General features: G+C 72.6%; 22 protein-coding genes and 1 pseudogene. 12 read left to right on the top strand and 11 right to left on the bottom strand.

The window, feature by feature from the left end:
• The first annotated feature begins 75 nt into the window (after positions 1 to 75).
• Positions 76 to 657, top strand: coding sequence for a TetR/AcrR family transcriptional regulator (locus Sdagh_RS30520; RefSeq protein WP_190077610.1), 582 nt, complete (start codon positions 76 to 78; stop codon positions 655 to 657).
• Between the two features lie 34 nt (positions 658 to 691).
• Here the strand turns inward: Sdagh_RS30520 and Sdagh_RS30525 are convergent.
• A pseudogene (locus Sdagh_RS30525) lies at positions 692 to 1,350 on the bottom strand (dioxygenase family protein); the annotation flags it as partial.
• Between the two features lie 227 nt (positions 1,351 to 1,577).
• Between Sdagh_RS30525 and Sdagh_RS30530 the strand changes: the two are divergent.
• From Sdagh_RS30530 to Sdagh_RS30540, 3 genes are all read left to right on the top strand, one after another.
• On the top strand, positions 1,578 to 2,450 hold the full coding sequence (locus Sdagh_RS30530) for an AraC family transcriptional regulator (protein WP_190077611.1): 873 nt from the start codon (positions 1,578 to 1,580) through the stop codon (positions 2,448 to 2,450).
• 130 nt (positions 2,451 to 2,580) lie between these two features.
• Complete coding sequence (locus Sdagh_RS30535; protein ID WP_189412991.1) at positions 2,581 to 2,988, top strand: YciI family protein; 408 nt, start codon at positions 2,581 to 2,583, stop codon at positions 2,986 to 2,988.
• An 8-nt stretch (positions 2,989 to 2,996) separates the two neighbouring features.
• A complete protein-coding gene (locus tag Sdagh_RS30540; protein WP_190077656.1) occupies positions 2,997 to 4,142 on the top strand; it encodes an RNA polymerase sigma factor in 1,146 nt (381 codons plus the stop codon).
• Here the strand turns inward: Sdagh_RS30540 and Sdagh_RS30545 are convergent.
• Positions 4,120 to 5,247 (bottom strand): alkene reductase, encoded by a 1,128-nt coding sequence (locus Sdagh_RS30545; RefSeq protein WP_190077612.1) that lies wholly within the window; start codon positions 5,245 to 5,247, stop codon positions 4,120 to 4,122. The two genes, Sdagh_RS30540 and Sdagh_RS30545, sit on opposite strands and share 23 nt — an antisense overlap.
• Before the next feature lie 61 nt (positions 5,248 to 5,308).
• Here Sdagh_RS30545 and Sdagh_RS30550 point away from each other — a divergent pair, with 61 nt between their 5' ends.
• The 5 genes from Sdagh_RS30550 (at position 5,309) to Sdagh_RS30570 (ending at position 9,465) form a co-directional block, all read left to right on the top strand.
• Positions 5,309 to 5,680 carry a MerR family transcriptional regulator gene (locus tag Sdagh_RS30550; protein ID WP_189412995.1) on the top strand — a complete coding sequence of 124 codons (372 nt, stop codon included), beginning with the start codon at positions 5,309 to 5,311 and terminating at the stop codon, positions 5,678 to 5,680.
• A gap of 184 nt (positions 5,681 to 5,864) precedes the next feature.
• A complete protein-coding gene (locus Sdagh_RS30555; RefSeq protein ID WP_190077613.1) occupies positions 5,865 to 6,833 on the top strand; it encodes an arabinan endo-1,5-alpha-L-arabinosidase in 969 nt (322 codons plus the stop codon).
• Positions 6,834 to 6,961: 128 nt separating this feature from the next.
• Positions 6,962 to 7,240 (top strand): polyprenyl synthetase, encoded by a 279-nt coding sequence (locus Sdagh_RS30560; protein WP_189412999.1) that lies wholly within the window; start codon positions 6,962 to 6,964, stop codon positions 7,238 to 7,240.
• Positions 7,233 to 8,285 (top strand): polyprenyl synthetase family protein, encoded by a 1,053-nt coding sequence (locus Sdagh_RS30565; RefSeq protein ID WP_190077614.1) that lies wholly within the window; start codon positions 7,233 to 7,235, stop codon positions 8,283 to 8,285. Before Sdagh_RS30560 ends, Sdagh_RS30565 begins: the two co-directional genes overlap by 8 nt.
• Positions 8,286 to 8,307: 22 nt before the next feature.
• Positions 8,308 to 9,465, top strand: a complete 1,158-nt coding sequence (locus Sdagh_RS30570; RefSeq protein WP_189413003.1) for an oxygenase MpaB family protein — start codon at positions 8,308 to 8,310, stop codon at positions 9,463 to 9,465.
• A 605-nt stretch (positions 9,466 to 10,070) separates the two neighbouring features.
• On the opposite strand, the gene Sdagh_RS30580 is transcribed toward Sdagh_RS30570, so the two are convergent.
• The 7 genes from Sdagh_RS30580 to Sdagh_RS30610 form a co-directional block, all read right to left on the bottom strand.
• Positions 10,071 to 11,222, bottom strand: coding sequence for an aldose epimerase family protein (locus tag Sdagh_RS30580; protein ID WP_190007941.1), 1,152 nt, complete (start codon positions 11,220 to 11,222; stop codon positions 10,071 to 10,073).
• 61 nt (positions 11,223 to 11,283) lie between these two features.
• A complete protein-coding gene (gene mmsB / locus Sdagh_RS30585; protein ID WP_190077615.1) occupies positions 11,284 to 12,528 on the bottom strand; it encodes a multiple monosaccharide ABC transporter permease in 1,245 nt (414 codons plus the stop codon).
• Positions 12,525 to 14,075: a multiple monosaccharide ABC transporter ATP-binding protein gene (mmsA, locus tag Sdagh_RS30590; protein WP_189413009.1), complete on the bottom strand. Its 1,551-nt coding sequence runs from the start codon at positions 14,073 to 14,075 to the stop codon at positions 12,525 to 12,527. The genes mmsB and mmsA overlap by 4 nt, the downstream gene beginning before the upstream one ends.
• Before the next feature lie 32 nt (positions 14,076 to 14,107).
• Complete coding sequence (chvE, locus tag Sdagh_RS30595) at positions 14,108 to 15,220, bottom strand: multiple monosaccharide ABC transporter substrate-binding protein (RefSeq protein WP_189413011.1); 1,113 nt, start codon at positions 15,218 to 15,220, stop codon at positions 14,108 to 14,110.
• A gap of 96 nt (positions 15,221 to 15,316) precedes the next feature.
• The gene (locus Sdagh_RS30600; RefSeq protein ID WP_190077616.1) at positions 15,317 to 16,285 is read right to left on the bottom strand and encodes a hypothetical protein; all 969 of its coding nucleotides are present in this window, start codon (positions 16,283 to 16,285) and stop codon (positions 15,317 to 15,319) included.
• 161 nt (positions 16,286 to 16,446) lie between these two features.
• The gene (locus Sdagh_RS30605) at positions 16,447 to 17,451 is read right to left on the bottom strand and encodes a zinc-dependent alcohol dehydrogenase (RefSeq protein ID WP_189413015.1); all 1,005 of its coding nucleotides are present in this window, start codon (positions 17,449 to 17,451) and stop codon (positions 16,447 to 16,449) included.
• The gene (locus Sdagh_RS30610; protein ID WP_189413017.1) at positions 17,448 to 18,611 is read right to left on the bottom strand and encodes a mandelate racemase/muconate lactonizing enzyme family protein; all 1,164 of its coding nucleotides are present in this window, start codon (positions 18,609 to 18,611) and stop codon (positions 17,448 to 17,450) included. Before Sdagh_RS30610 ends, Sdagh_RS30605 begins: the two co-directional genes overlap by 4 nt.
• A 225-nt stretch (positions 18,612 to 18,836) precedes the next feature.
• On the opposite strand from Sdagh_RS30610, the gene Sdagh_RS30615 reads away from it, so the two are divergent.
• Positions 18,837 to 19,886: an SCO2400 family protein gene (locus Sdagh_RS30615; RefSeq protein WP_443732408.1), complete on the top strand. Its 1,050-nt coding sequence runs from the start codon at positions 18,837 to 18,839 to the stop codon at positions 19,884 to 19,886.
• A gap of 78 nt (positions 19,887 to 19,964) precedes the next feature.
• Positions 19,965 to 20,384 carry an SRPBCC family protein gene (locus tag Sdagh_RS30620; RefSeq protein WP_189413021.1) on the top strand — a complete coding sequence of 140 codons (420 nt, stop codon included), beginning with the start codon at positions 19,965 to 19,967 and terminating at the stop codon, positions 20,382 to 20,384.
• A gap of 25 nt (positions 20,385 to 20,409) precedes the next feature.
• Here Sdagh_RS30620 and Sdagh_RS30625 read toward each other — a convergent pair whose 3' ends face one another.
• A complete protein-coding gene (locus Sdagh_RS30625) occupies positions 20,410 to 20,826 on the bottom strand; it encodes a winged helix-turn-helix transcriptional regulator (protein WP_190077618.1) in 417 nt (138 codons plus the stop codon).
• Positions 20,827 to 20,929: 103 nt separating this feature from the next.
• Here Sdagh_RS30625 and Sdagh_RS30630 point away from each other — a divergent pair, with 103 nt between their 5' ends.
• On the top strand, positions 20,930 to 21,820 hold the full coding sequence (locus tag Sdagh_RS30630; protein ID WP_190077619.1) for an alpha/beta fold hydrolase: 891 nt from the start codon (positions 20,930 to 20,932) through the stop codon (positions 21,818 to 21,820).
• On the opposite strand, the gene Sdagh_RS30635 is transcribed toward Sdagh_RS30630, so the two are convergent.
• Complete coding sequence (locus tag Sdagh_RS30635; RefSeq protein ID WP_190077620.1) at positions 21,783 to 22,748, bottom strand: LysR family transcriptional regulator; 966 nt, start codon at positions 22,746 to 22,748, stop codon at positions 21,783 to 21,785. The two genes, Sdagh_RS30630 and Sdagh_RS30635, sit on opposite strands and share 38 nt — an antisense overlap.
• Between the last annotated feature and the right edge of the window lie 33 nt (positions 22,749 to 22,781).

Raw genomic sequence — 22,781 nt, forward strand, 5'->3', positions numbered from 1 at the left:
GTCTGTGACTGACGTCAGCCACAGACATCACTGTACGCCTCCACGTCAGTTGCTGTCATCACTAGACTCGTGCCCATGGCGAGATGGGAACCCGGGACCGCGGAACGACTCCAGGCGGCCGCACTGGAACTGTTCGCGACCCGCGGCTACGAGCGCACGACGGCCACGGAGATCGCCCAGTCCGTCGGGCTGACCGAGCGGACCTTCTTCCGGCACTTCCAGGACAAGCGCGAGGTCCTCTTCCACGGGCAGGACCGGCTGAGCGAGGCGATCCTCGACGGGGTGCGCGGCACGCCGGACGACGCCTCGCCGCTGGACACGGTCGCCCGCGCCCTGTGCGCCCTCGCGCCGTTCTTCTCGCCGGAGCGCCGCGCCTCCTCCCGGACGCGGAAGGCCGTGGTCGACGACAACCCCGCCCTCCAGGAGCGTGAACTGCGCAAGCTGGCCGACCTCGCCGTGCTGCTCGCCGACACGCTCCGGGCCCGGGGCGTCGGCGACCTCGCGGCCACCGTGGCGGCGCAGACCGGGACCGCGGTCTTCGGGGTCGCCTTCGGGCGCTGGGTCCGCGACGGCGAGGAGCGGGGGTTCGCGGAGGTCGTGACCGAGGTCCACGGCGAGCTGCTCGCCCTCGCCGGGAGGGCGGCGCCGGTGGCGTGAGCACCGGCGCCGCCCCGGTGCGCCCGGGTGCCCAGCCCTGGTCGACGCCCAGGGTCAGGGTGCCGGTGTACCCGGCGGTGACGGAGCCGGTGACGGTCATCGGGCCGGCCGCGGCGCCGCCGTCTCCGTGGATGCCGTCCTGCGCGAGCGTGGTGCGCGGCACGGTGTTGGCCGAGTACGGCGATACGGCGGCGACGGCCTGGGGGACCGACTCGGCGACGAAGAGCTGGCCGGTGTGCAGTTCCTCGCCTCCGGTGAACGAACCGTCCGGGGTGAGGGTGACGTCCGTGTGCACCTTGACGTGCAGGTGCACGCACCGGCCGCGGTACCGGCCGGGGTACCGGCCGGGGTGGACCGTGCCGACGCGAGCGACGCCGTCGGCGCCGGTCAGGACGCCGCCGCGGAGGAAGGTGCCGTTGTCGGGTTCGGTGTGGCCGTTGTTGCCGGCGAAGCCGGAGTACCCGCCGAGCGCGTCGCAGTGCCCCAGCTCCACCAGCGCCCCGGCTGGCGGCGCGCAGACGGGCGCGGTGCGCGGGTCCGCGCACCTTCGGCGGTCGCACCTTCGGCGGTCGCGGCCTCGGCGGTGACGGCTTCCTTGGCGGACACGGCGCCGACGGTGAGCGCGGCGGCCGTCGCGCCGGTACCGAGCGGGACGGTACGGCGCCGGACGCGGGGGTCGGTGTTGTCTGTCATGAACACGGCACCGTAGGGAGACCACCTGGCAGGACGTGCGAGCCCGGCCAGGTGACGCACCGTCAAGTCGGGTACCGGTCATGCGCGGAACCACTCCCTCCGCCCGCTGCCCCCTCCGCCCGCTGCCCCCTCCGCCCGCCGTCCCCTCCGCCCCGACCGGACCGGTCCGCGGCGATCGGGCCGGGGCACCGCGCCCTCTGCGACGGTGGACACCGAAAGGAGGCGCGGTGATCTCAGCGCTCAACGAACTGGTCGGCCGCGTGGAGGAGGACCTCGCCGCGGACCCCGACCTCCCCGCCCTGGCCACGGCGCTCGGCACCACCGAGTACCACCTGCGCCGGATGTTCTCCTCCCTGGCCGGCCTGCCCCTGTCGGAGTACGTGCGCCGGCGCCGTATGACCGTCGCCGCCGCCGATGTCGTCCGGGGCGAGGACGACCTGCTGACCATCGCCGTCCGGCACGGCTACGGCTCCACCGAGGCGTTCGGACGCGCGTTCCGGGCGGTCCACGGGGCCACGCCCCGCGAGGTCCGCCGCGCCGGAGGACCACTGCGCACACAACCCCGGCTCAGGTTCCGCCTGACCGTCGAAGGGAGCACCCCCATGGACACCCGTATCACCGACCGCCCCGCGTTCCGCCTGATCGGCCACGCGGCCCGGGTCCCGCTCGTCCACCAGGGCGTCAACCCGCACATCCAGCGGCACATCGCCGCCCTGCCGCAGCGGGAGCACACCCGGCTGAAATCCCTCGGCGACACCGACCCCGCCGGCCTCCTCCAGGTCTGCGACGACCTCGCCCCCGACGCCCCCGAGGGCACCGAACTGACCTACCTGCACGGCGTCGCCGTCACCCGGGACACCCCCGCCCCCGACGACCTCGACGCCATCGAGGTGCCGGCCGGCCGGTGGGCGGTCTTCCGCAGTGCCGGACCGTACCCGGCGGCCCTCCAGGGCACCTGGGCCGCGACCGCGGCCGAGTGGTTCCCCGCCAACCCGTGGCGCCTGCGCCCCGGCCCGTCGATCGTCGCCGTCCTCGACCGCGCGGCGGACTTCACCACGGCCACGTGCGAACTGTGGCTGCCGGTCGAACCGGCCGCCTGACCCGCCCGTACGACGCCCTCACGGAGATCCGGGAGAAAAATCCGCCGAGGATGTCGAGAACGCGGCGCCGGCTCCGTCCCCGGGGTGAACGCGGCCACAATGGGCCGCACCCGCACCGAGGAGAGCCACGATGGCCAAGTACCTGCTCCTGAAGCACTACCGCGGCGCCCCGGCGGCGGTGAACGACATCCCCATGGACCGGTGGACGCCGGAAGAGATCTCCGCGCACATCCGGTACATGAACGAGTTCGCCGCCCGGCTGGAGGAGACCGGGGAGTTCGTCGACGGCCAGGCCCTCGCCCCCGAGGGGGCCTGGGTCCGGTACGACGGCGAGGGCCGGCCGCCGGTCACCGACGGCCCGTTCGCCGAGACCAAGGACCTCATCGCCGGCTGGATGGTGATCGACGTCGACGGCTACGACCGCGCCGTCGAACTGGCCGGGGAACTCTCGGCGGCCCCCGGCGCCGGCGGCAGGCCGATCCACGAGTGGCTGGAGGTGCGCCCCTTCCTCACCGCGCACCCCACCGTCACGGAGTGACCCCGCCGATGGACGAGGCCCTGCTCCGCCGCCTCACCCCGGGCGTCCTCGCCGTCCTCGTCCGCCGCGGAGCCGACTTCGCGGCGGCCGAGGACGCCGTGCAGGACGCCCTGGTCGAGGCGGTCCGGAGCTGGCCGGACGACCCGCCCCGGGACCCCAGGGGCTGGCTGGTCACCGTGGCCTGGCGCAAGTTCCTCGACCGGGCCCGCTCGGACACCGCCCGCCGCCGGCGCGAGCACCTCGTCGAGGAGGAACCCGCGCCCGGCCCCGCCCCCGCCGCGGACGACACCCTCCAGCTCTACTTCCTGTGCGCCCATCCGTCCCTGTCCCCGTCGTCCGCTGTCGCCCTCACCCTGCGCGCCGTCGGCGGCCTCACCACCCGCCAGATCGCCGCCGCCTACCTGGTCCCCGAGGCGACGATGGCCCAGCGCATCAGCCGCGCCAAACGCACCGTCTCCGGCGTCCGCCTCGACCGGCCCGGCGACGTCGCCACCGTGCTGCGCGTCCTCTACCTGGTCTTCAACGAGGGTTACTCCGGTGACGTCGACCTCGCCGCCGAGGCCATCCGGCTCACCCGCCACCTCGCGGCGGCCGTCGACCACCCCGAGGTGGCGGGCCTGCTCGCCCTGATGCTGCTCCACCACGCCCGGCGCCCCGCCAGGACCGCGCCCGACGGCAGCCTGGTGCCGCTCGCCGAGCAGGACCGGAGCCGGTGGGACACCGGCGCCATCGCCGAGGGCGTCGCCGTCCTCCAGGCCGCCCTCGCCCGCGATCGGCTGGGCGAGTTCCAGGCCCAGGCCGCCGTCGCCGCCCTGCACGCCGACGCGCCCACCGCCGGGGAGACCGACTGGCCGCAGATCGTGGAGTGGTACGACGAACTCGTCCGCCTGACCGGCAGTCCGGTCGTCCGCCTCAACCGCGCGGTCGCCGTGGGCGAGGCCGACGGGCCGCGCGCCGGGCTGGCCGCCCTCGCGGAACTGGACCCCGCGCTGCCCCGCCACACCGCGGCGGCGGCCTACCTCCACGAACGCGACGGCGACCTGGCGAAGGCGGCCCGGCTGTACGCCGAGGCGGCCCACAAGGCGTCCGACCTCGCCGAACGCGACCACCTGACCCGCCGGGCCGCCCGGCTCAACGCCCGGCCGCGGCGCTGACGGAGGCCGGCCGGTAGGTGGGATAGTCCGTGTACCCGACGGGTCCGCCGGTGTACATGGCGTACCGCGCCCGGATGTCGTTGACGGGAGCCCCGGCGCGGATACGGGCGACCAGGTCGGGGTTGGCGAGGAAGGGCCGGCCGAGCGCGACGAGGTCGGCCCCGGCGGCGAGGAGGCGCTCCCCGGCCGCCCGGCCGCCGTCGGCGGGGACGTGGTCGGCGGGCAGCACCGGGTTGGCGATCAGCGTTCCCGGCCACAGCTCCCGCAGCCGGTGGAAGAGCGGCCGGTCCGGATCGGCGTAGGCGAGGTGCAGATACGCCGGTTCCCGCCCGGCGACGGCCGCCAGCAGGGCCGGGTAGAGGGCGTCGGTGTCGGTCTCGGTGATGCCGTTGACCGTGTTGCCGGGGGAGACGCGCAGACCGGTCCGTTCGGGCCCGATCACCTCGACCACGGCGGCGACGACCTCCGCCGCGAACCGGACGCGGCCCGCGACGCCGCCGCCGTAACCGTCCGTCCGCCGGTTGGTGCCGGAGGCGAGGAACTGGTGGAGCAGATGGCCGTTGGCGCTGTGCACCTCCACCCCGGCGAACCCGGCGTCGACCGCGCGGCGGGCGGCGGAGGCGAAGTCGCGGACCGTCCGCGCGATGTCCTCGGCGGTCATCTCCCGTGGCACGACGGCCGGCCGGAGCCCGCCCGGCGTGTGGATCGGCTCGGGCAGCGCGACGGGGGAGGGGGCGACCGGGGTCAGCCCGTTGGTGTCGGGGTGGCCCACCCGGCCGCCGTGCTGGAGCTGGACGAACACCGGCCCGCCGCCGGCGGCCCGCACGGCCTCGACGACCCGCCGCCAGCCCTCCTGGTGCCGGTCGGTGTACAGGGCGGTGATGTTCGGGTACGTCTGCCCTTCCGCGTTCGGCGTGGACGCCTCCGCGATGATCATCCCGGCGGTGGCCCGCTGGGCGTAGTACTCGGCCATCAGCGGGGTCGGCGTGCCGTCAGGTTCCGCGCGGTTGCGGGTCATGGGGGCGATGACCAGGCGGTTCGCCAGCTCGTGGGGGCCGAGACGGGCCGGTTCGAGGAGCGGGGAGACGGTCGTGTCGTAGGTCATGCGCTTACGCTAGAACTTGACACAGGTGTCAGATTCAAGGCGGAGAGGTGTGACGTGCGTCATGCGTATCGGTGAGCTGGCCCGCCGCACGGGCGTCAGTGAGCGGTCCCTGCGCTACTACGAGCAGGAGGGCCTGCTGTGGGCCTCGCGCACCCCCGGCGGACACCGCGAGTTCACAGAGGCCGCGGTGGAACGGGTGCGGCGCGTCCAGGAGCTGTACGCGGCCGGGCTGTGCAGCTCGAAGATCGCCGAGCTGCTGCCGTGCATGCGCGACAGCGACGGCGGCCCCTCCCGGACCGCGGACGCGCGCCTCGTCGAGGAACTGACGGCGGAACGGGCCCGTATCGACGGCATGATCGAGGACCTGCGGCGCTCACGCGCCCTGCTGGACGCGGTGATCGAGGCGGCGTCGGCCCCGGGCGGGGGGAGCTGACGGCGGACGCGACCCGTCCGGGCTGAGGCTCCGGAGCGGACAGGGCTGCGCGAACCATTGACGCGCAAGGAGTTCGATTCTACGGTCCCGTTCGAACTTGCGACCATCGTCCGGTATTTCGAACCGGCCGGAGCGCCTCCCGGACGGCGCGTCGTGAACTCCCCCCATCCGCAAGGAGACCCGTATGAGCCGCAAGCGCACCGCTCTCCTCGCCCTCCCCTTCGCCGCCCTGCTCGCCCTCGTGCCGGGTACCGCGTCGGCGTACCCGAACCCGGGACACGTCACCGGTTCCGTCGTCACCCACGACCCGACGATGATCCGCACCTCGTCCGGGCAGTACCTGCTCTACGCCACCGGCGGCGGCATCGCGAACAAGTCCTCCGCCGACCGCACCGCCTTCACCGCGGGCGCCGACGCGTTCTCCGCCAAGCCGGGCTGGTGGTCGACGTACAGCTCCGTCCCGGAGGCCTGGGCGCCGGACATCTCGTACCACGGCGGCAAGTACCTGATGTACTACTCCGTCTCCTCGTTCGGCGTGAACACCTCCGCCATCGGCCTCGCCGGCTCCACCACCGGGCAGCCGGGCAGCTGGACCGACTACGGCGTCGTCTACACGTCGAACGGTTCCAGCGACTACAACGCCATCGACCCCAACCTCTTCGTCGACGACGACGCCAAGTGGTGGCTGTCCTTCGGCAGTTGGTGGACCGGCATCAAGATGATCCAGATCAACCCGTCCACCGGGAAGCAGCTCTCCTCCAACACCACCCGCTACTCCCTCGCCTCCCGCCCCACCGGGACCAAGGCCGTCGAAGCCCCGTACATCGTCAAGCGGAACGGGTACTACTACCTCTTCGCCTCGTACGACACCTGCTGCGCCGGCACCAGCTCCACGTACAAGGTCAAGGTCGGCCGGGCCACCTCCGTCACCGGGCCGTACCGCGACAAGAACGGCGTGGCGATGACCAGCAACGGCGGCACCCCGGTCCTGGAGTCGCACGGCGGCGTCATCGGCCCCGGCGGCCAGTCGATCATGAAGGACGCCGACGGCGACCTGATCGTCTACCACTACTACGACGGCAACGACAACGGCACCCCCAAGCTCGGCCTCAACCTCCTGAACTGGAGCAGCGGCTGGCCCGTCGCCTACTGACCGCGCGCGTGTCGTACATGCATACGGTGTGATCGCTCGTTGGTGAGTCCCGGCCTCCCCCCGCCCGGTGGAACGCGACGCTGAGCGGAACGACGACTTCTGCGGGTGGGGGAGGCATGACACAGGGCATGGCACGGGAAACGGAACGCCCCGGCGGCGTGGAACAGCACGCCCTGCTGCTGGCGGCCGGAGTGGCCGGCCTGGCGGTGAGCGCCGCCGGTTCGGTCCTCGGCACGGTCCGCGGACTGCTGCGCCGGGCGGACACCGCGGAGCTGGTGGCCGAGGCCGAGCAGGACCTGATCGCGCGCGGACGCCTGGTCGTGGACCGGGTCACGACCGCGCCACCGCCCCAGCTGGAGGTACTCGCCCGGCACGTCACGGCCCGGCGGTCCGGCGACGGTGGCTGAGCGCTGGGAGGCGGGCGCGTTCAAGGCCCGCGTCGACGCGGTGCTGGGCCCGTTCGTCGCCGAGGAGGCCGACCGGCTCGCGGAGATCGATGCGGCGCTCGCGCCCGTCGCCCGCGAGCTGGAGCAGGCGGTCGCCGACGGCAAACGGCTCCGCGCGGCCTTCTGCTACTGGGGCTGGCGCGCCGCCGGGCAGCCCGACAGCGACGCGCTGCTGCGGGCCGCGGCGGCCATGGAACTGGTGCACGCCGCCGCCGTCGTGCACGACGACCTCGTCGACGACAGCGCGCTGCGCCACGGCCGGCCCACCGCGCACGTGGCACTGCGGTCCGCGCTGCGGCGCCGGCCCCGCGCGGTGACGGCCGCCCGGTCGCTGGCCATGCTGGTGGGGGACCTGCTGATGTCGCTGGCCGGACAGCTGTTCGCCACCAGCGGCCTGCCCGCCGCCTACCTCGGCCGGGCCCGCCCCCTCTGGGCGGTGCTCGCCCGCGAACTGATCGCCGGCGAGTGCCTGGAGATCCTGCACACCGGGGCCGACCCGGACCTGGCCACGTCGCTGAAGGTCATCCGGTACAAGACCGCCAAGTACACCGTCGAGCACCCCCTGCTGATCGGCGGGGCGCTGGCCGGCGCCGGACCGCGGCTGACCGAGGGGTACAGCGGGTACGGGCTGCCGCTGGGCGAGGCGTTCCAGCTCAGGGACGATCTGCTGGGCCTGTTCGGGGAACCCGAGCGCACCGGCAAGGCCAACCTCGACGACCTACGCGGCCGGCGGCCCACCGCCCTGCTGGCCGAGACCTGGCGGATCGCCGGTGACGGGGAACGCGCCGAGCTGGGAGCCCTGCTGGGCCGGCGCGACCCGGGCCCCGGCGCGCTGGAGGCCGTACGCGCGTTGATGCTCCGCCTGAAGGCGCCGGACCGCGTCGAAGACATGATCACCGCGCGGGTCGAGGAGGCCACCCGCTGCCTGCACGACCTCGACCTGCCCGCGTCCGCCGCCGCGGCCCTGACCGCCCTGGCGCGGTCGGCGACGGCCCGCCAACACTGACAGCCCGCCGAGGAGACCCGTGATGACCCGTACCGAGGCGTCGATGGACGCCCTGCGCCGAGCCGGCGACGAACTGGCCGACGCGACCGTGGCCACCCTGTTCGCACGCGGGGAGGCCGGCACGTTCAACACCCTGATGCGGTACGTGTCCACCGCCGGCGCCCCGCTGCCCGAGGGGCTGCCCGACGTGGCCCGGGAGTACCTGGCGGCGACGAGCGCCCCGCCGTCCTGGGTGGACTGGGAGGAGATGGAGAAGGCCCGGTTGTTCTTCGTCGACAACAACGTCCACATCTCCACGGCACTGTCGTTCGCCTCGATGCCCGCCTGTTACGTCGTCCCGAACGTGGCCAGGCTGCTGTCGGCCACGCACGGGCTGGAGTACCCCTCGAAGCGGATGGCGGAGACCGGGCAGTTCACCGTCTACCTGATGCGGCCCGACGCGTTCGAGGCCGGCAGCCGGTTCATCCCGGCCGCGCAGAAGGTCCGCCTGCTGCACGCCGCCATCCGCCACCACCTGGTGCGGGAGGACCGCTGGGACGCCGCGGCGCTGGGCGTGCCGATCTGCCAGGAGGACATGATCGGCGGGCAGCTGTTCTTCTCGCTGCTCGTGCTGGACTCCCTGCACCGGCTCGGCATCCACATGTCGGCCGAGGGCGCCGAGGCGTACTACTACGCGTGGCGGGTCGTGGGCGCGATGCTCGGCGTCGACCAGGACGCCGTACCGAAGACCCTGGACGACGCCCGGGACTTCCTCGACCGGTACATGATCCGGCACATGGGCCCCTCCGAGGAGGGCGCGCACCTGACGCGGCAGCTGATCGACCTGTACGAGGAGGTCGTCCCCGGCACCTTCTTCGACCCGATCGTCTCCGCGCTGATCCGGCATCTGATCGGCGACACCTGCGCCGACTGGCTCCAGGTGCCCCGCACCCCCTGGGACACCGTCGTCAGGGCCGTCCCTCACCTGCTCGGCGTCCTGGAGACCATCGAGGACCGCTCCCCGCTGGGCGCCTGGGCGCTGGACCGGCTCGGGCACCTCACCACCGTCCTGGAGCTGTCCTCGCTCACCCGCGGCCGGGTCATGCACTACGCCATCCCCGAGCAGCTGAAGAAGGAGTACGGCGTGACCGGCCAGGTTCCCCGCACCCACCGCTGGACACCGCCCGTGTCCAGCGTCTGAGCCACGTCCCCGCCGCCTGCGGCCAGCTCCGCGCCCACGGCCGGTCCGTGGCCGAGGCCGCTTCAGGACCGGTGGCGCCCCGGACCTGCGCCGCGGTGAGACCGCCCGGCGCGGGGACCCCGGGCGGGGTGGCGGCGGGCAGGACGGCGGCGGCCGGGGCGGGCGCGGCGGCGGCCGGGAGCGGCTGGGGCGCCATCGGTGCCGGCAGCGGCTTGCGGTACCGCCTGCGGCAGCGGCAGCGGCGCCGGCATCCGCGTCCCCGCCCTGTCGGTCTCGCCCACCAGCCGGTCCACCGCCGCCGTGCCCGAGCTGTAGCCGGCCTCGGCCCCGGCCCCGGCCTCGGCCCCGGCTCCGGTTCCCGCGCTGCAGAAGTCCACGGACCCCGCGCCGTCGCCGCTTCCCCGGGCCGGCGCCGCCATCGACGGGCTGTGCGCCGCGGTGCCGCGGACCAGCGAGGTGACGTTGCCGGTCGAGGGAACCTCCGTAGCGGCGAGGACGGCCCGCGCGGGGGAGCGCGGGCCGTCCTCGAGTACACGGCGGAGTGCGCCGCCGTTCACCTCAGGTGAGGGAAGTGTGACGACAGGGCTCCAGGAGTCTCACGGAACTCAGGAGTCGAACGTGTGGATGGTCGTCGTCCGGTAGGTCTCGCCGGGGCGCAGCACGGTCGACGGGAAGGACGGCTGGTTCGGGGAGTCCGGGAAGTGCTGCGTCTCCAGGCAGAGCGCGTCGCCCTGCCGGTAGACGGAACCGCCGGTGCCGGTGAGGGTGCCGTCCAGGAAGTTGCCCGAGTAGAACTGCAGGCCGGGCTGGTCGGTGGCGATGCGCAGGGTGCGGCCGGAGGAGCCGTCGCGCAGGGTGGCGATGTGCTCGGGGCGGGCGGTGATGCCCTTGTCCAGCACCCAGTTGTGGTCGAAGCCCTTGGCGAGGACGAGCTGCGGGTGGCCCGCGCGGATGTCCCGGCCGATCGGCTTGGCCCGCCGGAAGTCGAAGGGGGTGCCCGCGACCTTCGCCAGCTCGCCGGTGGGGATCAGGCCCGCGTCGGTGGGGGTGAACCGCGAGGCGGCGATGGAGAGTTCGTGGTCCTCGACGGTGCCGCTGCCCTCGCCGGCCAGGTTCCAGTAGACGTGGCTGGTGAGGTTGACGACGGTGGCCTTGTCGGTGGTGGCCGCGTAGTCGACGCGCCAGTCGCCGGAGCGGGTGAGGGTGTACGTCACCTTCGCCCTCAGGGTGCCGGGGTAGCCCATCTCGCCGTCGGCGCTGGTGTAGCGGAGCACCAGGCCGACGTCGGAGCCCCTGGTGAACGGCTCCACGTCCCAGACCCGGTAGTCGAAGCCGAGCGCGCCGCCGTGCAGGGAGTTCTCGCCGTCGTTGACGGAGAGCTGGTACGCGGTGCCGTCGAGGGTGAAGCGGCCCTTGGCGATGCGGTTGCCGTAGCGGCCGATCAGCGCGCCGAAGTGGGGGCTGCGGGCCACGTAGTCGTCGAGGTTGTCGAAGCCGAGGGAGACGTTCTCGTACCGGCCCCGGCGGTCGGGTATCTCCAGGGACTGCACGACACCGCCGTACGACAGCACCCTCATCCGCGTGCCGCCGTTCTCCAGCGACCAGCGGTACACCTTCGTGCCGTCGGCGAGCGTGCCGAAGAGGTCCTTCACCGGCTTCCTGCCTCCCCCTGCTGCCTGTGCCGTGCCGCCGATCGCGGTGGCGGCGACGCCCGCCGCGGCGGCGCCCGCGATGACCGTACGTCTGCTCAGTTCCATGCGGCTCTCCTGTCATAAGGAAACGGCCCCCGCCCGGTACCGGACGGGGGCCCGAACTGCCCTACGAACCGACCTTGCGTTTGTTCCACACGTCGAAGCCGACCGCCGCCAGCAGCACCAGGCCCTTGATGACCTGCTGCCAGTCGGTGCCGATGCCGACGAGGTTCATGCCGTTGTTCAGCACGCCCAGGACCAGACCGCCGATGATCGCGCCGAGGACCGTGCCGACGCCGCCGCTCATCGACGCCCCGCCGATGAACGAGGCGGCGATGGCCTCCAGCTCGAAGTTGAGGCCCGCCTTGGGCGAGGCCGCGTTGAAGCGGGCGGCGAAGACCAGACCCGCCAGGGCCGCGAGCATGCCCATGTTCAGGAAGACCAGGAAGGTGACCTTCTTGTCCTTCACGCCCGACAGCTTGGCCGCGGGCAGGTTGCCGCCGATGGCGTAGATGTGCCGGCCGATGATCGCGTTGCGCATGACATAGCCGAAGCCGACCAGCAGCACGCTGAGGACCAGCAGCACGATCGGGGCGCCCTTGTAGCTGGCGAGCAGCAGCGTGACGACGAGGACCGCGGCGACCAGCGCCACCAGCTTCAGCGCCCACAGCTTGACGGGGAGCACGTCGAGCGCGAACTCCTGCTGCCGCTTGCGGTCGCGCCACTCCTGATACAGCACGAACGCGATCAGCGCGAAGCCCAGCAACAGGGTCAGGTTGTGGTAGTTCGTCTCCGGGCCGACCTCGGGCAGGAAGCCGTTGGCGACCTTCTGCAGGCCCTCCGGGAACGGGCCGAGGGTCTGCCCCTCCAGGAAGATCTCCGTCAGCCCGCGGAAGATCAGCATGCCGGCGAGGGTCACGATGAACGACGGTATGCCGCCGTACGCGATGAAGAATCCCTGCACCGCGCCGGCGAGGGCGCCCATGGCCAGGCAGAGGATCACCGCGACCGGCCAGGGCAGATCGTGTTTCACCATGAACACGGCGGCCATCGACCCGACGAACGCCGTCAGCGAGCCCACCGACAGGTCGATGTGACCCGCGATGATCACCAGCATCATGCCGATCGCGAGGATCAGGATGTAGCTGTTCTGCAGGACCAGGTTGGAGACGTTGCGCGGCAGCAGCAGGTCACCGCCGGTCCAGACGGCGAACAGCACCACGATCAGCCCGAGGGCGAACAGCATGCCGTACTGCCGCATGTTGCGGCGCATGCCGTCCAGCATCAGCTGGAGCAGGCCGTCGCCGCCGGCCGGCCCGCCCTTCCCGGCCGGCGCCGGGGCCGGCGACTTGGCGGTCACATCCGTGCTCATCGGGTTACCTCTTTGTCCTTCGTCATCTGACGCATCAGCACTTCCTGCGAGGCCTCGGCCCGCGAGAACTCACCGGTCAGCCGCCCCGCGGCCATCGTGTAGATGCGGTCGCACATGCCGAGCAGCTCCGGCAGCTCGGAGGAGATGAAGACGACCGCCTTGCCCTGGGCGGCCAGTTGGTCGATGACCGTGTAGATCTCGTACTTCGCGCCGACGTCGATGCCGCGCGTCGGCTCGTCCAGGATCAGCACGTCCGGACCCGCGAAGATCCACTTGCTGAGGACGACCTTCTGCTGGTTGCCGCCGGAGAGCTTGCCCACCGGCTCGAAGACCGTCGGCGCCTTGATGTTCATGGACTTCCGGAAGCCCTCGGCGACCTGGCGCTCGCCGTGCTCGTCGACGACCCCGCGCCTGGCGACCTTCTGCAGGGCGCTCAGCGAGATGTTGCGGCCGATGGTGTCGATGAGGTTGAGCCCGTAGTGCTTGCGGTCCTCGGTGACGTACGCGATGCCGTGCTTGACCGCCTCGGGGACGGACTTGGTACGGATCTCCGTGCCGTCCTTCAGGACCGTGCCGCCCGCGTACCGGCCGTAGGCGCGGCCGAAGACGCTCATCGCCAGTTCGGTGCGGCCCGCGCCCATCAGGCCCGCGATGCCGACGATCTCGCCGCGCCGTACGTTCAGCGAGACGTCGTCGACCACCTTGCGCTGCTGGTCGATGGGGTGGTGCACGGTCCAGCCGCGGATCTCCAGGGCCGGTGCCTGCCCGGCCTCCGGCTCGTGCGGGGAGCGCTCGGGGAAGCGGTGCTCCAGGTCCCGGCCGACCATCCCGGAGATGATCCGGTCCTCGGTGGTCTCCGGGGCCTTCACGTCCAGCGTCTCGATGGTCCGTCCGTCCCGCAGGATGGTCACCGAGTCGGCGACCCGGCGGATCTCGTTCAGCTTGTGGGAGATGATGATCGAGGTGATGCCCTGTTCCTTCAACTGGAGGATCAGGTCGAGCAGTTTGCCGCTGTCCTCGTCGTTCAGGGCCGCCGTCGGCTCGTCGAGGATGAGCAGCTTCACCTTCTTCGACAGCGCCTTGGCGATCTCCACGAGCTGCTGCTTGCCGACGCCGATGTCCGCGACCCGGGTCTCGGGGTGCTCGTCCAGGCCGACTCGGCGCAGCAGCTCGGTGGCGTGCCTGAGGGTGTCGTTCCAGTTGATGAAGCCCCGGGCGGCGTGCTCGTTGCCGAGGAAGATGTTCTCCGCGATGGGGAGGTAGGGCACCAGGGCCAGTTCCTGGTGGATGATCACGATGCCGTGCTGCTCGCTGGCCCGGATGTCCTTGAAGGCGCAGGGCCGGCCCTCGAAGAGGATCTCGCCCTCGTAGGTGCCGTGCGGATGGACCCCGGAGAGGACCTTCATCAGCGTCGACTTGCCGGCGCCGTTCTCCCCGCAGATGGCGTGGACCTCGCCCTGCCGTACGGTCAGCGTGACGTCCGACAGCGCCTTGACGCCGGGAAAGGTCTTGACGATCGAGCGCATTTCCAGGACGGGTCCCGCCATGGTCGTGCCTTCCAATCACTCGGTGGCGGCGGTTACTTGAGGTCGCTCGCCTTGATGTAGCCGGAGTCGACGAGTTCCTTCTGGTAGTTCTCCTTGTCGACGGCGACCGGCTCCAGCAGGTAGGCCGGGACGACCTTGGCGCCGTTGTCGTAGGTCTTGGTGTCGTTGACCTCGGGCTTCTTGTCGTTGAGGAGGCCGTCGACCATGTTCGCGGAGACCTTCGCCAGCTCGCGGAGGTCCTTGAAGACGGACATCGACTGCTCGCCGGCGATGATCGACTTCACCGAGGCCAGCTCGGCGTCCTGGCCGGTGACGACCGGCAGCGGCTTGCTCTTGGACCCGTAGTCGTCCGACTTCAGGGCGGAGAGGATGCCGATGGAGATGCCGTCGTACGGCGACAGCACCGCGTCGACCCGCTCGCGCTTGTACGCCGACGTCAGGATGTCGTCCATGCGCTTCTGGGCGGTGCCGCCGTCCCAGCGCAGGGTGGTGACCTGGTTGAGGGCGGTCTGCCCGGAGCGGACGACGAGCTGCTTCTTGTCGATGTAGGGCTGGAGCACCTTCATCGCGCCGTTGAAGAAGTAGCGGGTGTTGTTGTCGTCGTTGGAGCCGGCGAACAGCTCGATGTTGAACGGGCCCTTCTCACCGCCGTCCTTCAGGCCGAGCTTCTCCAGGATGTAGGTGCCCTGGAGCTCACCGACCTTCTCGTTGTCGAAGGAGGCGTAGTAGTCGACGTTCTCGGTGCCCAGGATCAGGCGGTCGTAGGAGATCACCGGGATGTCGGCGTCCTTGGCCTGCTGCACCACGTTGTTCATCGACTTGTTGTCGATGGCCGCGATGATCAGCGCCTTCACACCCTGCGTGATCAGGTTCTCGATCTGGGAGACCTGCTGGTCGGGGTCGTCCTCCCCGTAGACCAGCTTGGTCTTGTAGCCCTTGGCCTCCAGCTCCTTGACGACGTTGGCGCCGTCGGCGATCCAGCGCTCGGAGGACTTGGTCGGCATCGCGATGCCGATGGTGGCGCCGTCCGACCCTCCCTTGTCCTCCTCGCTGCCGCCTTCGCCGCTCTGGCCGCAGGCGGTCAGGGTGAGGGCGAGGGAGGCGGCCGTGGCGAGGGCGGCGAGAGCGGCTCTGCGGTTGCGCATGATCATCATCCTTGATGTGTGCGTACGAGACCGAGACGAAGGTGTGTCGGATTGTGCGCGGTCGTGTCTTCTTTTGAGAAGGGAGTTTCCAGAACGTTATGACGAGATCTCGAACCGGTTGAGCGTGCCGGGCAGCCGGGAGCCGAGCGGCGCCATCTCGTTGTCCGCGCCGTGCCGTTGGAGCAGATCCAGCGCGAGCCGTCCGCGCCGCACCCGCTCCTTGGCGGTGGCCAGGGTGAGTTCCCGCAGGTGGTTCCCGTACGGGTAGAGCCCCGGGGACTTGGACAGGCCGAACTTCAGGTACAGCGGGGCGCCGCGCCGGATCAGCTCGGCCACCTCGTACATCCGGACATAGCCCCCGAGGTCGTCGGGCGCCTCGATGTACATGTCCATCGGCGCCGCCGACACCCGCCGGATCTCGGTGAGATGGTCCAGTGTCAGATCGCTGGGCACGTTGACGGAGTCGGCGCCCAGCCGTTCGTAGACGGCGAACGAGGCCGGGTTGACCGGCCCGACCAGCGCCGAGACCTTGAGCGTGGTGTCGGCGGGGATGATCCCGGCGGCCCGCGCCCGGTGCAGCGTCCACAGCACGCCCTCGTCGGCGACGAGCAGGCACTTCACGCCCAGCTCGGTGGCGCGCACGGCGTCCTCGACGCACCCGGCCACGGCGTCGTGGCCGCGGGCCCGCAGGCCCCCGCCGCCGGAGTCGGTCCGGGTGGAGCCGCCGATGTCCCAGGTGCCGCGCGGGCCGGTGAACAGGCACAGCTCGATGTCGCGGGCGGCGGTGGCCTCGACCATCTCGGTGATCTCGGCGTCCGTGAGCATCCACACGCCGCTGCCCTGGCTGATCCGGTGGATCGGCACGTCGAGGCGTGAGGACTCCTTCAGGACCACCGCCAGCGCCTCGGGGCCCTCGCAGGAGGGGATCTCGGTGCGCCAGCGACCGCCGTCGGGGAAGGCGTGCGGCGAGGCGTCGGCGGGGTCGAGGGCGGGCGCGCCCAGGCCGAGGGCGGTGAGGGCCTGCTCACCGGGCCGGCGGGGCGCCGTGGCGGAAGCGTCGGTCACAAGCTGTCCTTCGTGTTCGGGAGACTGGTTCGGCGGACCGGCCCGGGGGCCGGTCCGACATGCCGGACGAGGTTCGCGGCAGGTGTCAGGGGTGACGAATGGGTGTACGCCGGTACGGGGACCGTCAGGGCGCCCCCGTACCGGCGTACGGTCGGGGCGCCCTAGGGGCGCAGGAGGACCTTGCCGACCTTGGGGTCGCCGGAGCCGACCAGCTCGATGGCGTGGTCGAACTCGGCGAGCGGCAGCTCGTGCGTCACCAGTGGCAGCGGGTCGAGCAGGCCGGCGCCGAACACCCGGACCGTGTGCGCCCAGGCGTCCGGCGGCGCCCCGAAGACGGTGTGCACCTCCAGTTGCCGCACCACCAGGTCGGTGGGGTCGAGACCGTCGGCGCCGGCGGCCGGGATGCCGGTGAGCACGAGGCGTCCGCCCCGCCGGAGCAGGCCCGCCGCGGTCCGGGCGGCGTCGGCGGACCCGGCGGTCTCGATGACGACGTCGAAGTCGTCCGGCAGCGGGCGGTCCTTGGTGCGGAAGCCGGTCGCGCCGAACTGCCGGGAGAGCGCCTCCCGGTCGTCGCGCGTGCCGACGACCAGCAGCTCGGCGGGGGAGCCGGCCGCCAGGAACTGCACGGCGAACATCCCGAGCGTCCCCGTGCCGACCACGGCGACCCGCTCGCCCGGCCGCGCGTTCGCCTTCAGCGCGGCGGCGGCGACGCAGGCGGCCGGTTCCAGCAGGGCGGCGGCGGTGAGGTCGGCGTCGTCCGGGAGGACGTGCAGCAGCCGGGCCGGGAGGGTCAGGGTCGCCGCCATCGCGCCCGGCTGGGTGAACCCGGTCTCCTCGTACCCGGCGGTGCACAACGTCGTCTCACCGGCGTGGCAGCGGTCGCAGACCTGGCAGTTGCGGAACCCCTCGCCGACGACCTTCCGCCCGACCAGCGAGACCGGCACCCCGGCACCGACCGCCTCGACCGTCCCGGACCACTCGTGGCCGGGGACGAGCGGGTAACGGACGTACCCTTCGGGCCGGTTGCCCTGGTGGACCTCCCGGTCGCTGCCGCAGATCCCGGCCGCGTGCACCCGCACCAGCGCCTCACCGGCGGCCGGGTCGCGCGGCTCGTGCGGGACGAGCCGGTGCGCGCCCGGCGCCTCGATGACGACGGCGGTGCTCACCGGGTGCCCTTGGGCTTGCGCTGCTCCCAGCCCTCGGCCCACAGGTCGAACCGGGCCTGCTGCTGCGGGAACTCGGCGGCGGCGTCGGTGTCCAGCTCGACGCCGAGGCCGGGCGCGTCGGAGAGGTGGAAGCACCCGTCCTCCGGGTCCACCTGCGGGGCGCCCTTGACCACCTTCTTGATCTCCGCGTCCGCGAAGTCGTTGAAGTGCTCCAGGATCTTGAAGTTGGGCGAGGTGAAGCCGACCTGGAGCGAGGCGGCGGTGAGCACGGACCCGCCGACGTTGTGCGGCGCGACCAGCGTGTAGTGGGTCTCGGCGGTGGCGGCGAGCTTGCGGGTCTCCCAGATGCCGCCGATGTGGCCGACGTCCGGCTGGATGATGTCGACGGACTGGTCCTCGAACAGCTCGCGGAACTCGATCCGGTCGTGGATGCGCTCACCGGTGGCGACCGGCAGGTCCACCTTCTCGGCCACCTTCTTCAGCGCCCGCAGGTTCTCCGGCGGCACCGGCTCCTCCAGCCAGGCCGGCTTGAACGGCGCCAGCTCGTGCGCGAGCCGGACCGCCGTGCTGGGGGAGAACCGGCCGTGCATCTCCAGCATCAGCTCGGCGTCGGGCCCGATGGCGTCCCGCACGGCCTCGATCAGGGAGACGGCGTACAGCGTCTGCTGGTGGTCCAGCTCGAAGTGCCCGGTCCCGAACGGGTCGATCTTCAGCGCGCGGTACCCGCGCTCCATGACCCCCTGCGCGGCCTTGTGGTACGCCTCCGGGGTCCGCTCGGTGGTGTACCAGCCGTTGGCGTACGCCTTCACCTTGTCGGTGACCTTGCCGCCGAGGAGCTGCCACACCGGGACGCCGAGGGCCTTGCCCTTGATGTCCCAGCAGGCCATCTCGATCACGGCGATGCCGGACATCACGATCTCGCCCGCGCGCCCGTAGTCGCCGTACTTCATGCGCTTGACGAGGTCCTCGACAGCGAACGGGTCGGAGCCGAGAATGTGGTTGACCTCGGCTTCCTTCAGATAGCCGAGGAGCGCGTCGGTGTGGCCCAGCATCCGGGTCTCGCCGACTCCCGTGAGGCCCTCGTCGGTGTGCACCTGGACATAGGTCAGGTTGCGCCACGGCGTGCCGACCACGTGCGTGCTGATTCCGGTGATGCGCACGGCAGTTGTCCTCCGCTGTGTTCGATATTTCGTCACTCGTTCGAAATGCTGGCGTGACAGTAAGGACGGGGCGGCGGGGGTGTCAATGGGTCGCGCAGATAACGGTTTCGGCAGTTTTCGAAACCCCGCCCAAACCTTTCGACGGCCGGGGGCGGCCGGTTCCCACACAACCTTCACAGGTGGCTCTAGGAAGCGGGTCGGCGCGGAACTTAACCTTCACGCGTCATGGACTACTGCGACCCGTGCCGACGGCACCTGAACGGCGCCCTGATCTGCCCGGGGTGCGGCACACCGGCCGAACGGGCGGACATATCGGCTACGGGGGGACAGGGGGGTCTCTTCGAAGGGAGCGGGACAGGGGGCTCCCTCGGGAGTGACGCGGGTCCCGGCGTCGGTGCCGTGGGGCATGACGGCCGTGGTGACGGGCTCGACGGCCGGGGTGACGGTGGGCTCGACGGCCGGGGTGACGGGCACGGCGCCCGGCGGGAGCGGCGGCTCTCCGGGAGCGGCGCGGGCCGGGACGACCGTACGACGGCCGGGTTCGACGATCACTCCGCGGCGGGGCATGGCGATCGCGCGATGGCCGGGTTCGACGATCACTCGGCGGTCGGGTGGGACGATCGCTCGGCGGTCGGGTTCGACGATCACTCGGCGGTCGGGTGGGACGATCGCGGCGCCGGCCGGGACGACCGTACGGCCGGCCGCGCCGACCGCCCCGGCCGGGGCGGCCGGCGGGACCGCAAGGCGGCCGCCCACCGCAGGCGCCGCCGCCGGACGCTGCTCGTCGCCGCCGGGTTCGCCCTCGCCGCGGGCGGCCTGAGCCTGGCCGAACTCGGCATGGACACACCGGGAGCCCCGTCCTCCAGGCCGGACACCACCGAGGGCAACGCTCCCGGGACCGACGCGGAGCGCGCGGACGCCTCCTCGCCGGCGACGGCGGAGGGCGCCACGGACGGCACCGCCTCCGCCGCCGCCTCCGCCACCGGCTCGGCGTCCCCCGGGGCGGACGCCTCGGACTCGGCGTCGCCCGGCCCGGACGCGTCGGGGTCCGGCGCGGAGACGGCGGCGTCCGGCTCTCCGGACGACCGGGACCCGGACGGGTCGGCGACCACCCCGCGGGACACGGCCCCGGTGGCCCCCTCGGCGACCCCGCCCGCGACGACCCCGCCGGACGCCTCCCCGTCCGGCCCGGCCTCCGACCCGGCCCCCACCACCTCGGCCCCGGAACCGTCACCGTCCGAGACGTGCGACCGGTGGCTGTGGTGGTGCACCTGAGTGTGCGCGTCCGTCCCCCCTCCGCCATGTCCGTTTCCTTCACGAATCTGGGGACTTCGGCCCGCTAGCGTCGCGGCCATGAACCTCACCCGCAAGGAATCACGGCACATCGGCGTCCGTATCGACCGGGCCGCCGACGAGGTCTACGCCTACGCGTCGGACCCGCTCCACCTCCCCGCCTGGGCGCACGGGCTGGGCAGGTCCGTCGAGCGGATCGACGGGCAGTGGGTCGCGGAGTCCCCCATGGGCCGGGTCACGGTCGCCTTCGTGCCGCGCAACGACCTGGGCGTGCTCGACCACGACGTCACGCTCCCCTCCGGGGAGACCGTCCACAACCCGGTCCGGGTGATCGCCGACGGCCCCGGCAGCGAGATCGTGTTCACCCTCCGCAGGCAGCCCGGCATGAGCGACGCCGACTTCGGCCGCGACACCGCCATGGTGACCGCCGACCTGACCCGGCTCAGGGACCTCCTGGAGAACCGGGGCGAGGAGTCCTGACGCCACCGCCTCCGCGGGCGGGCGGTCAGCGGTCCCGCGAGGGGGCGTCCGGTCCGCTCCCCGCGGAGGCCGCCCGCTCGAACTCCCGGTTGTTCCGGTCGATCTCCGCCATGTGCGTCTCGGCCCAGTCCCGCAGCACGGACAGCGGCCCTTCGAGGGACCGGCCCAGCTCGGTGAGCCGGTAGTGGACGGCGGGCGGCACGGTGGGTTCCACCCGGCGCGCGACCAGTCCGTCGCGGGCCAGGCCGCGCAGGGTGGTGGAGAGCATCTTCTGCGAGATGCCCGGGGCGCGGCGCCGCAGCTCCGCGAACCGGATCTCGCCCGGCGCCTCCTCGGCCAGCACCTTGACCACCATCGACGTCCACTTGGTGCCGACGCGGTCGAGCAACTGCCGGGTCGGGCAGCGCGGGTCGAGCAGGTCTCCGGAGCGTGACGTGGTCACCCGGGACTCACCACCTGAGGGAGAAGTGCCGTCTTGGACCCCTCACCCTAGTTCCCTACGGTGACCAGGTCACCCTTTCTCACCACTGCTCCCGGAGCCCGCCATGCCCGAACTGCGCCGCGTCCCCGTCAACGGCGTCGAACTGAACGTCGCCCTCGCCGGATCGGGCCCGGCCGTCCTGCTGCTGCACGGCTTCCCGCACACCTGGGAGGTGTGGACGGACGTCATGGCCGGCCTCACCGACCGCCACCTGGTCATCGCCCCGGACCTGCGGGGCTTCGGCGCGAGCAGTGGGCCCGCGGCCGGGCACGGCACCGGCCGCGCCGACGCCGGGCACGACGCCGGGTACGGCACCGGTTACGACGCCGGCACCCTCGCCGACGACGCCGCCGCGCTGCTCGCCGCGCTCGGCGTCTCCTCGGCCGCCGTGGTCGGCATCGACGCGGGCACCCCGCCGGCCTTCCTCCTCGCCCTGCGCCGCCCCGGTCTCGTCCGGCGCCTGGTCGTCATGGAGTCCCTGCTGGGCCGGCTGCCCGGCGCCGAGGACTTCCTCGCCGGCGGCCCGCCGTGGTGGTTCGGCTTCCACGCCGCCGCGCCCGGCCTCGCCGAGACCGTCCTGGAGGGCCACGAGGCCGCGTACATCGACTGGTTCCTGAACGCCGGCACGCTGGGGGAGGGGGTCCGCCCGCCGCTCCGCGACGCCTTCGTCCGCGCCTACACCGGCCGCGAGGCCCTCGGGCGGGCGTTCGCGTCCTACCGGGCGCTGCCCGAGAGCGCCGCGCGGATCGAGCGGGCGGTCGCCACGGCCCGGCTGACCGTCCCGACGATGGCACTGGGCGCCCGGCCCGTCGGCACCGCGCTCGAACGCCAGCTCCGCCCGGTGACCGACGACCTCACCGGCCACGTCATCGACGACTGTGGCCACATCATCCCCCTGCACCGGCCGCGGGCCCTGCTCACCCTGCTCCTCCCCTTCCTGGCCGGCGCGGCGTGACCGTGGGCCAGGACGGCAGCCAGACGTCGTCCGGCAGCGGGTCGACACCGGCGAAGTGGTCCAGCAGACCCCGGAGTTCGGGATGCGGCGCGGTCCGCGGCAGCAGGAGGGAGATCGGGTAGGCGAGCACCGGGTCCACCACCGGGATGCGCCGCAGGTCGTGCGCGGCCGGCCAGACGTACCGGTCGCGGGCGCCGACGAGGGTGGCCACGTCCGCGGAGTCCGCGAGGGTGTCGAGGAGCGCCTCGTCGCCGAAGTGCGGCCCCGCCGCGTCGACGCGCAGCCCGAAGGCGTCGGCGAGCTGGTCGTAGAACTCCGACCACTCGCTCCCCGCCGCGATGCCCGGCACCCAGATCCGGTGCGGGCGCAGCCGCTCCGGCGTCACCGCGCGCGCCCCGGCGAGCGGGTGCCGGGGGCCGACGAGGAGCTGGAGCGGGGAGCTGAAGGCGTGTGCCATCCGCACGTCGGGCGGCAGCGCGGCCGGGTCGGTGACGGTGCGGAAGGCGGCGTCCACCTCCCCGGCCCGGACGGCGGCCGCCGCCACCCGGGGGTCGGCGGCCCGGAGGGTGACGACGTCGAGGTCGGTCCCGGGCGGCCGCGTCCGCCAGTACGCGCGCAGCAGGACGGCCTGCGCGCTGCGGAAGCCGAGGACGTCGATCCGCAGGGCCCGGCTGCCGGGCCGTACCGAGGCGACGGCCCGGTCGGCGCCGGCCACGATGCTCCGCGCGTGCGGCAGGAACGCCTGCCCGTCCAGGGTCGGCTCGACCCCCCGGGCGGTACGGGCGAACAGCCGGACCCCCACCTCCCGCTCCAGCGCCGCGATCCGCTTCGACACCGCCTGCTGCGTCACCCCCAGCTCGTCGGCCGCCTGCCCCAGCTGTCCCAGCTCGGCGGCCCGCACGAAGGACCGCACCGCCTCGGTGTCCATGCCCCGACCCTACACAGCCACAACCGACGGTTG

The sequence above is a fragment of the Streptomyces daghestanicus genome, from assembly GCF_020521275.1.
Lineage (GTDB): Bacteria > Actinomycetota > Actinomycetes > Streptomycetales > Streptomycetaceae > Streptomyces > Streptomyces griseoviridis.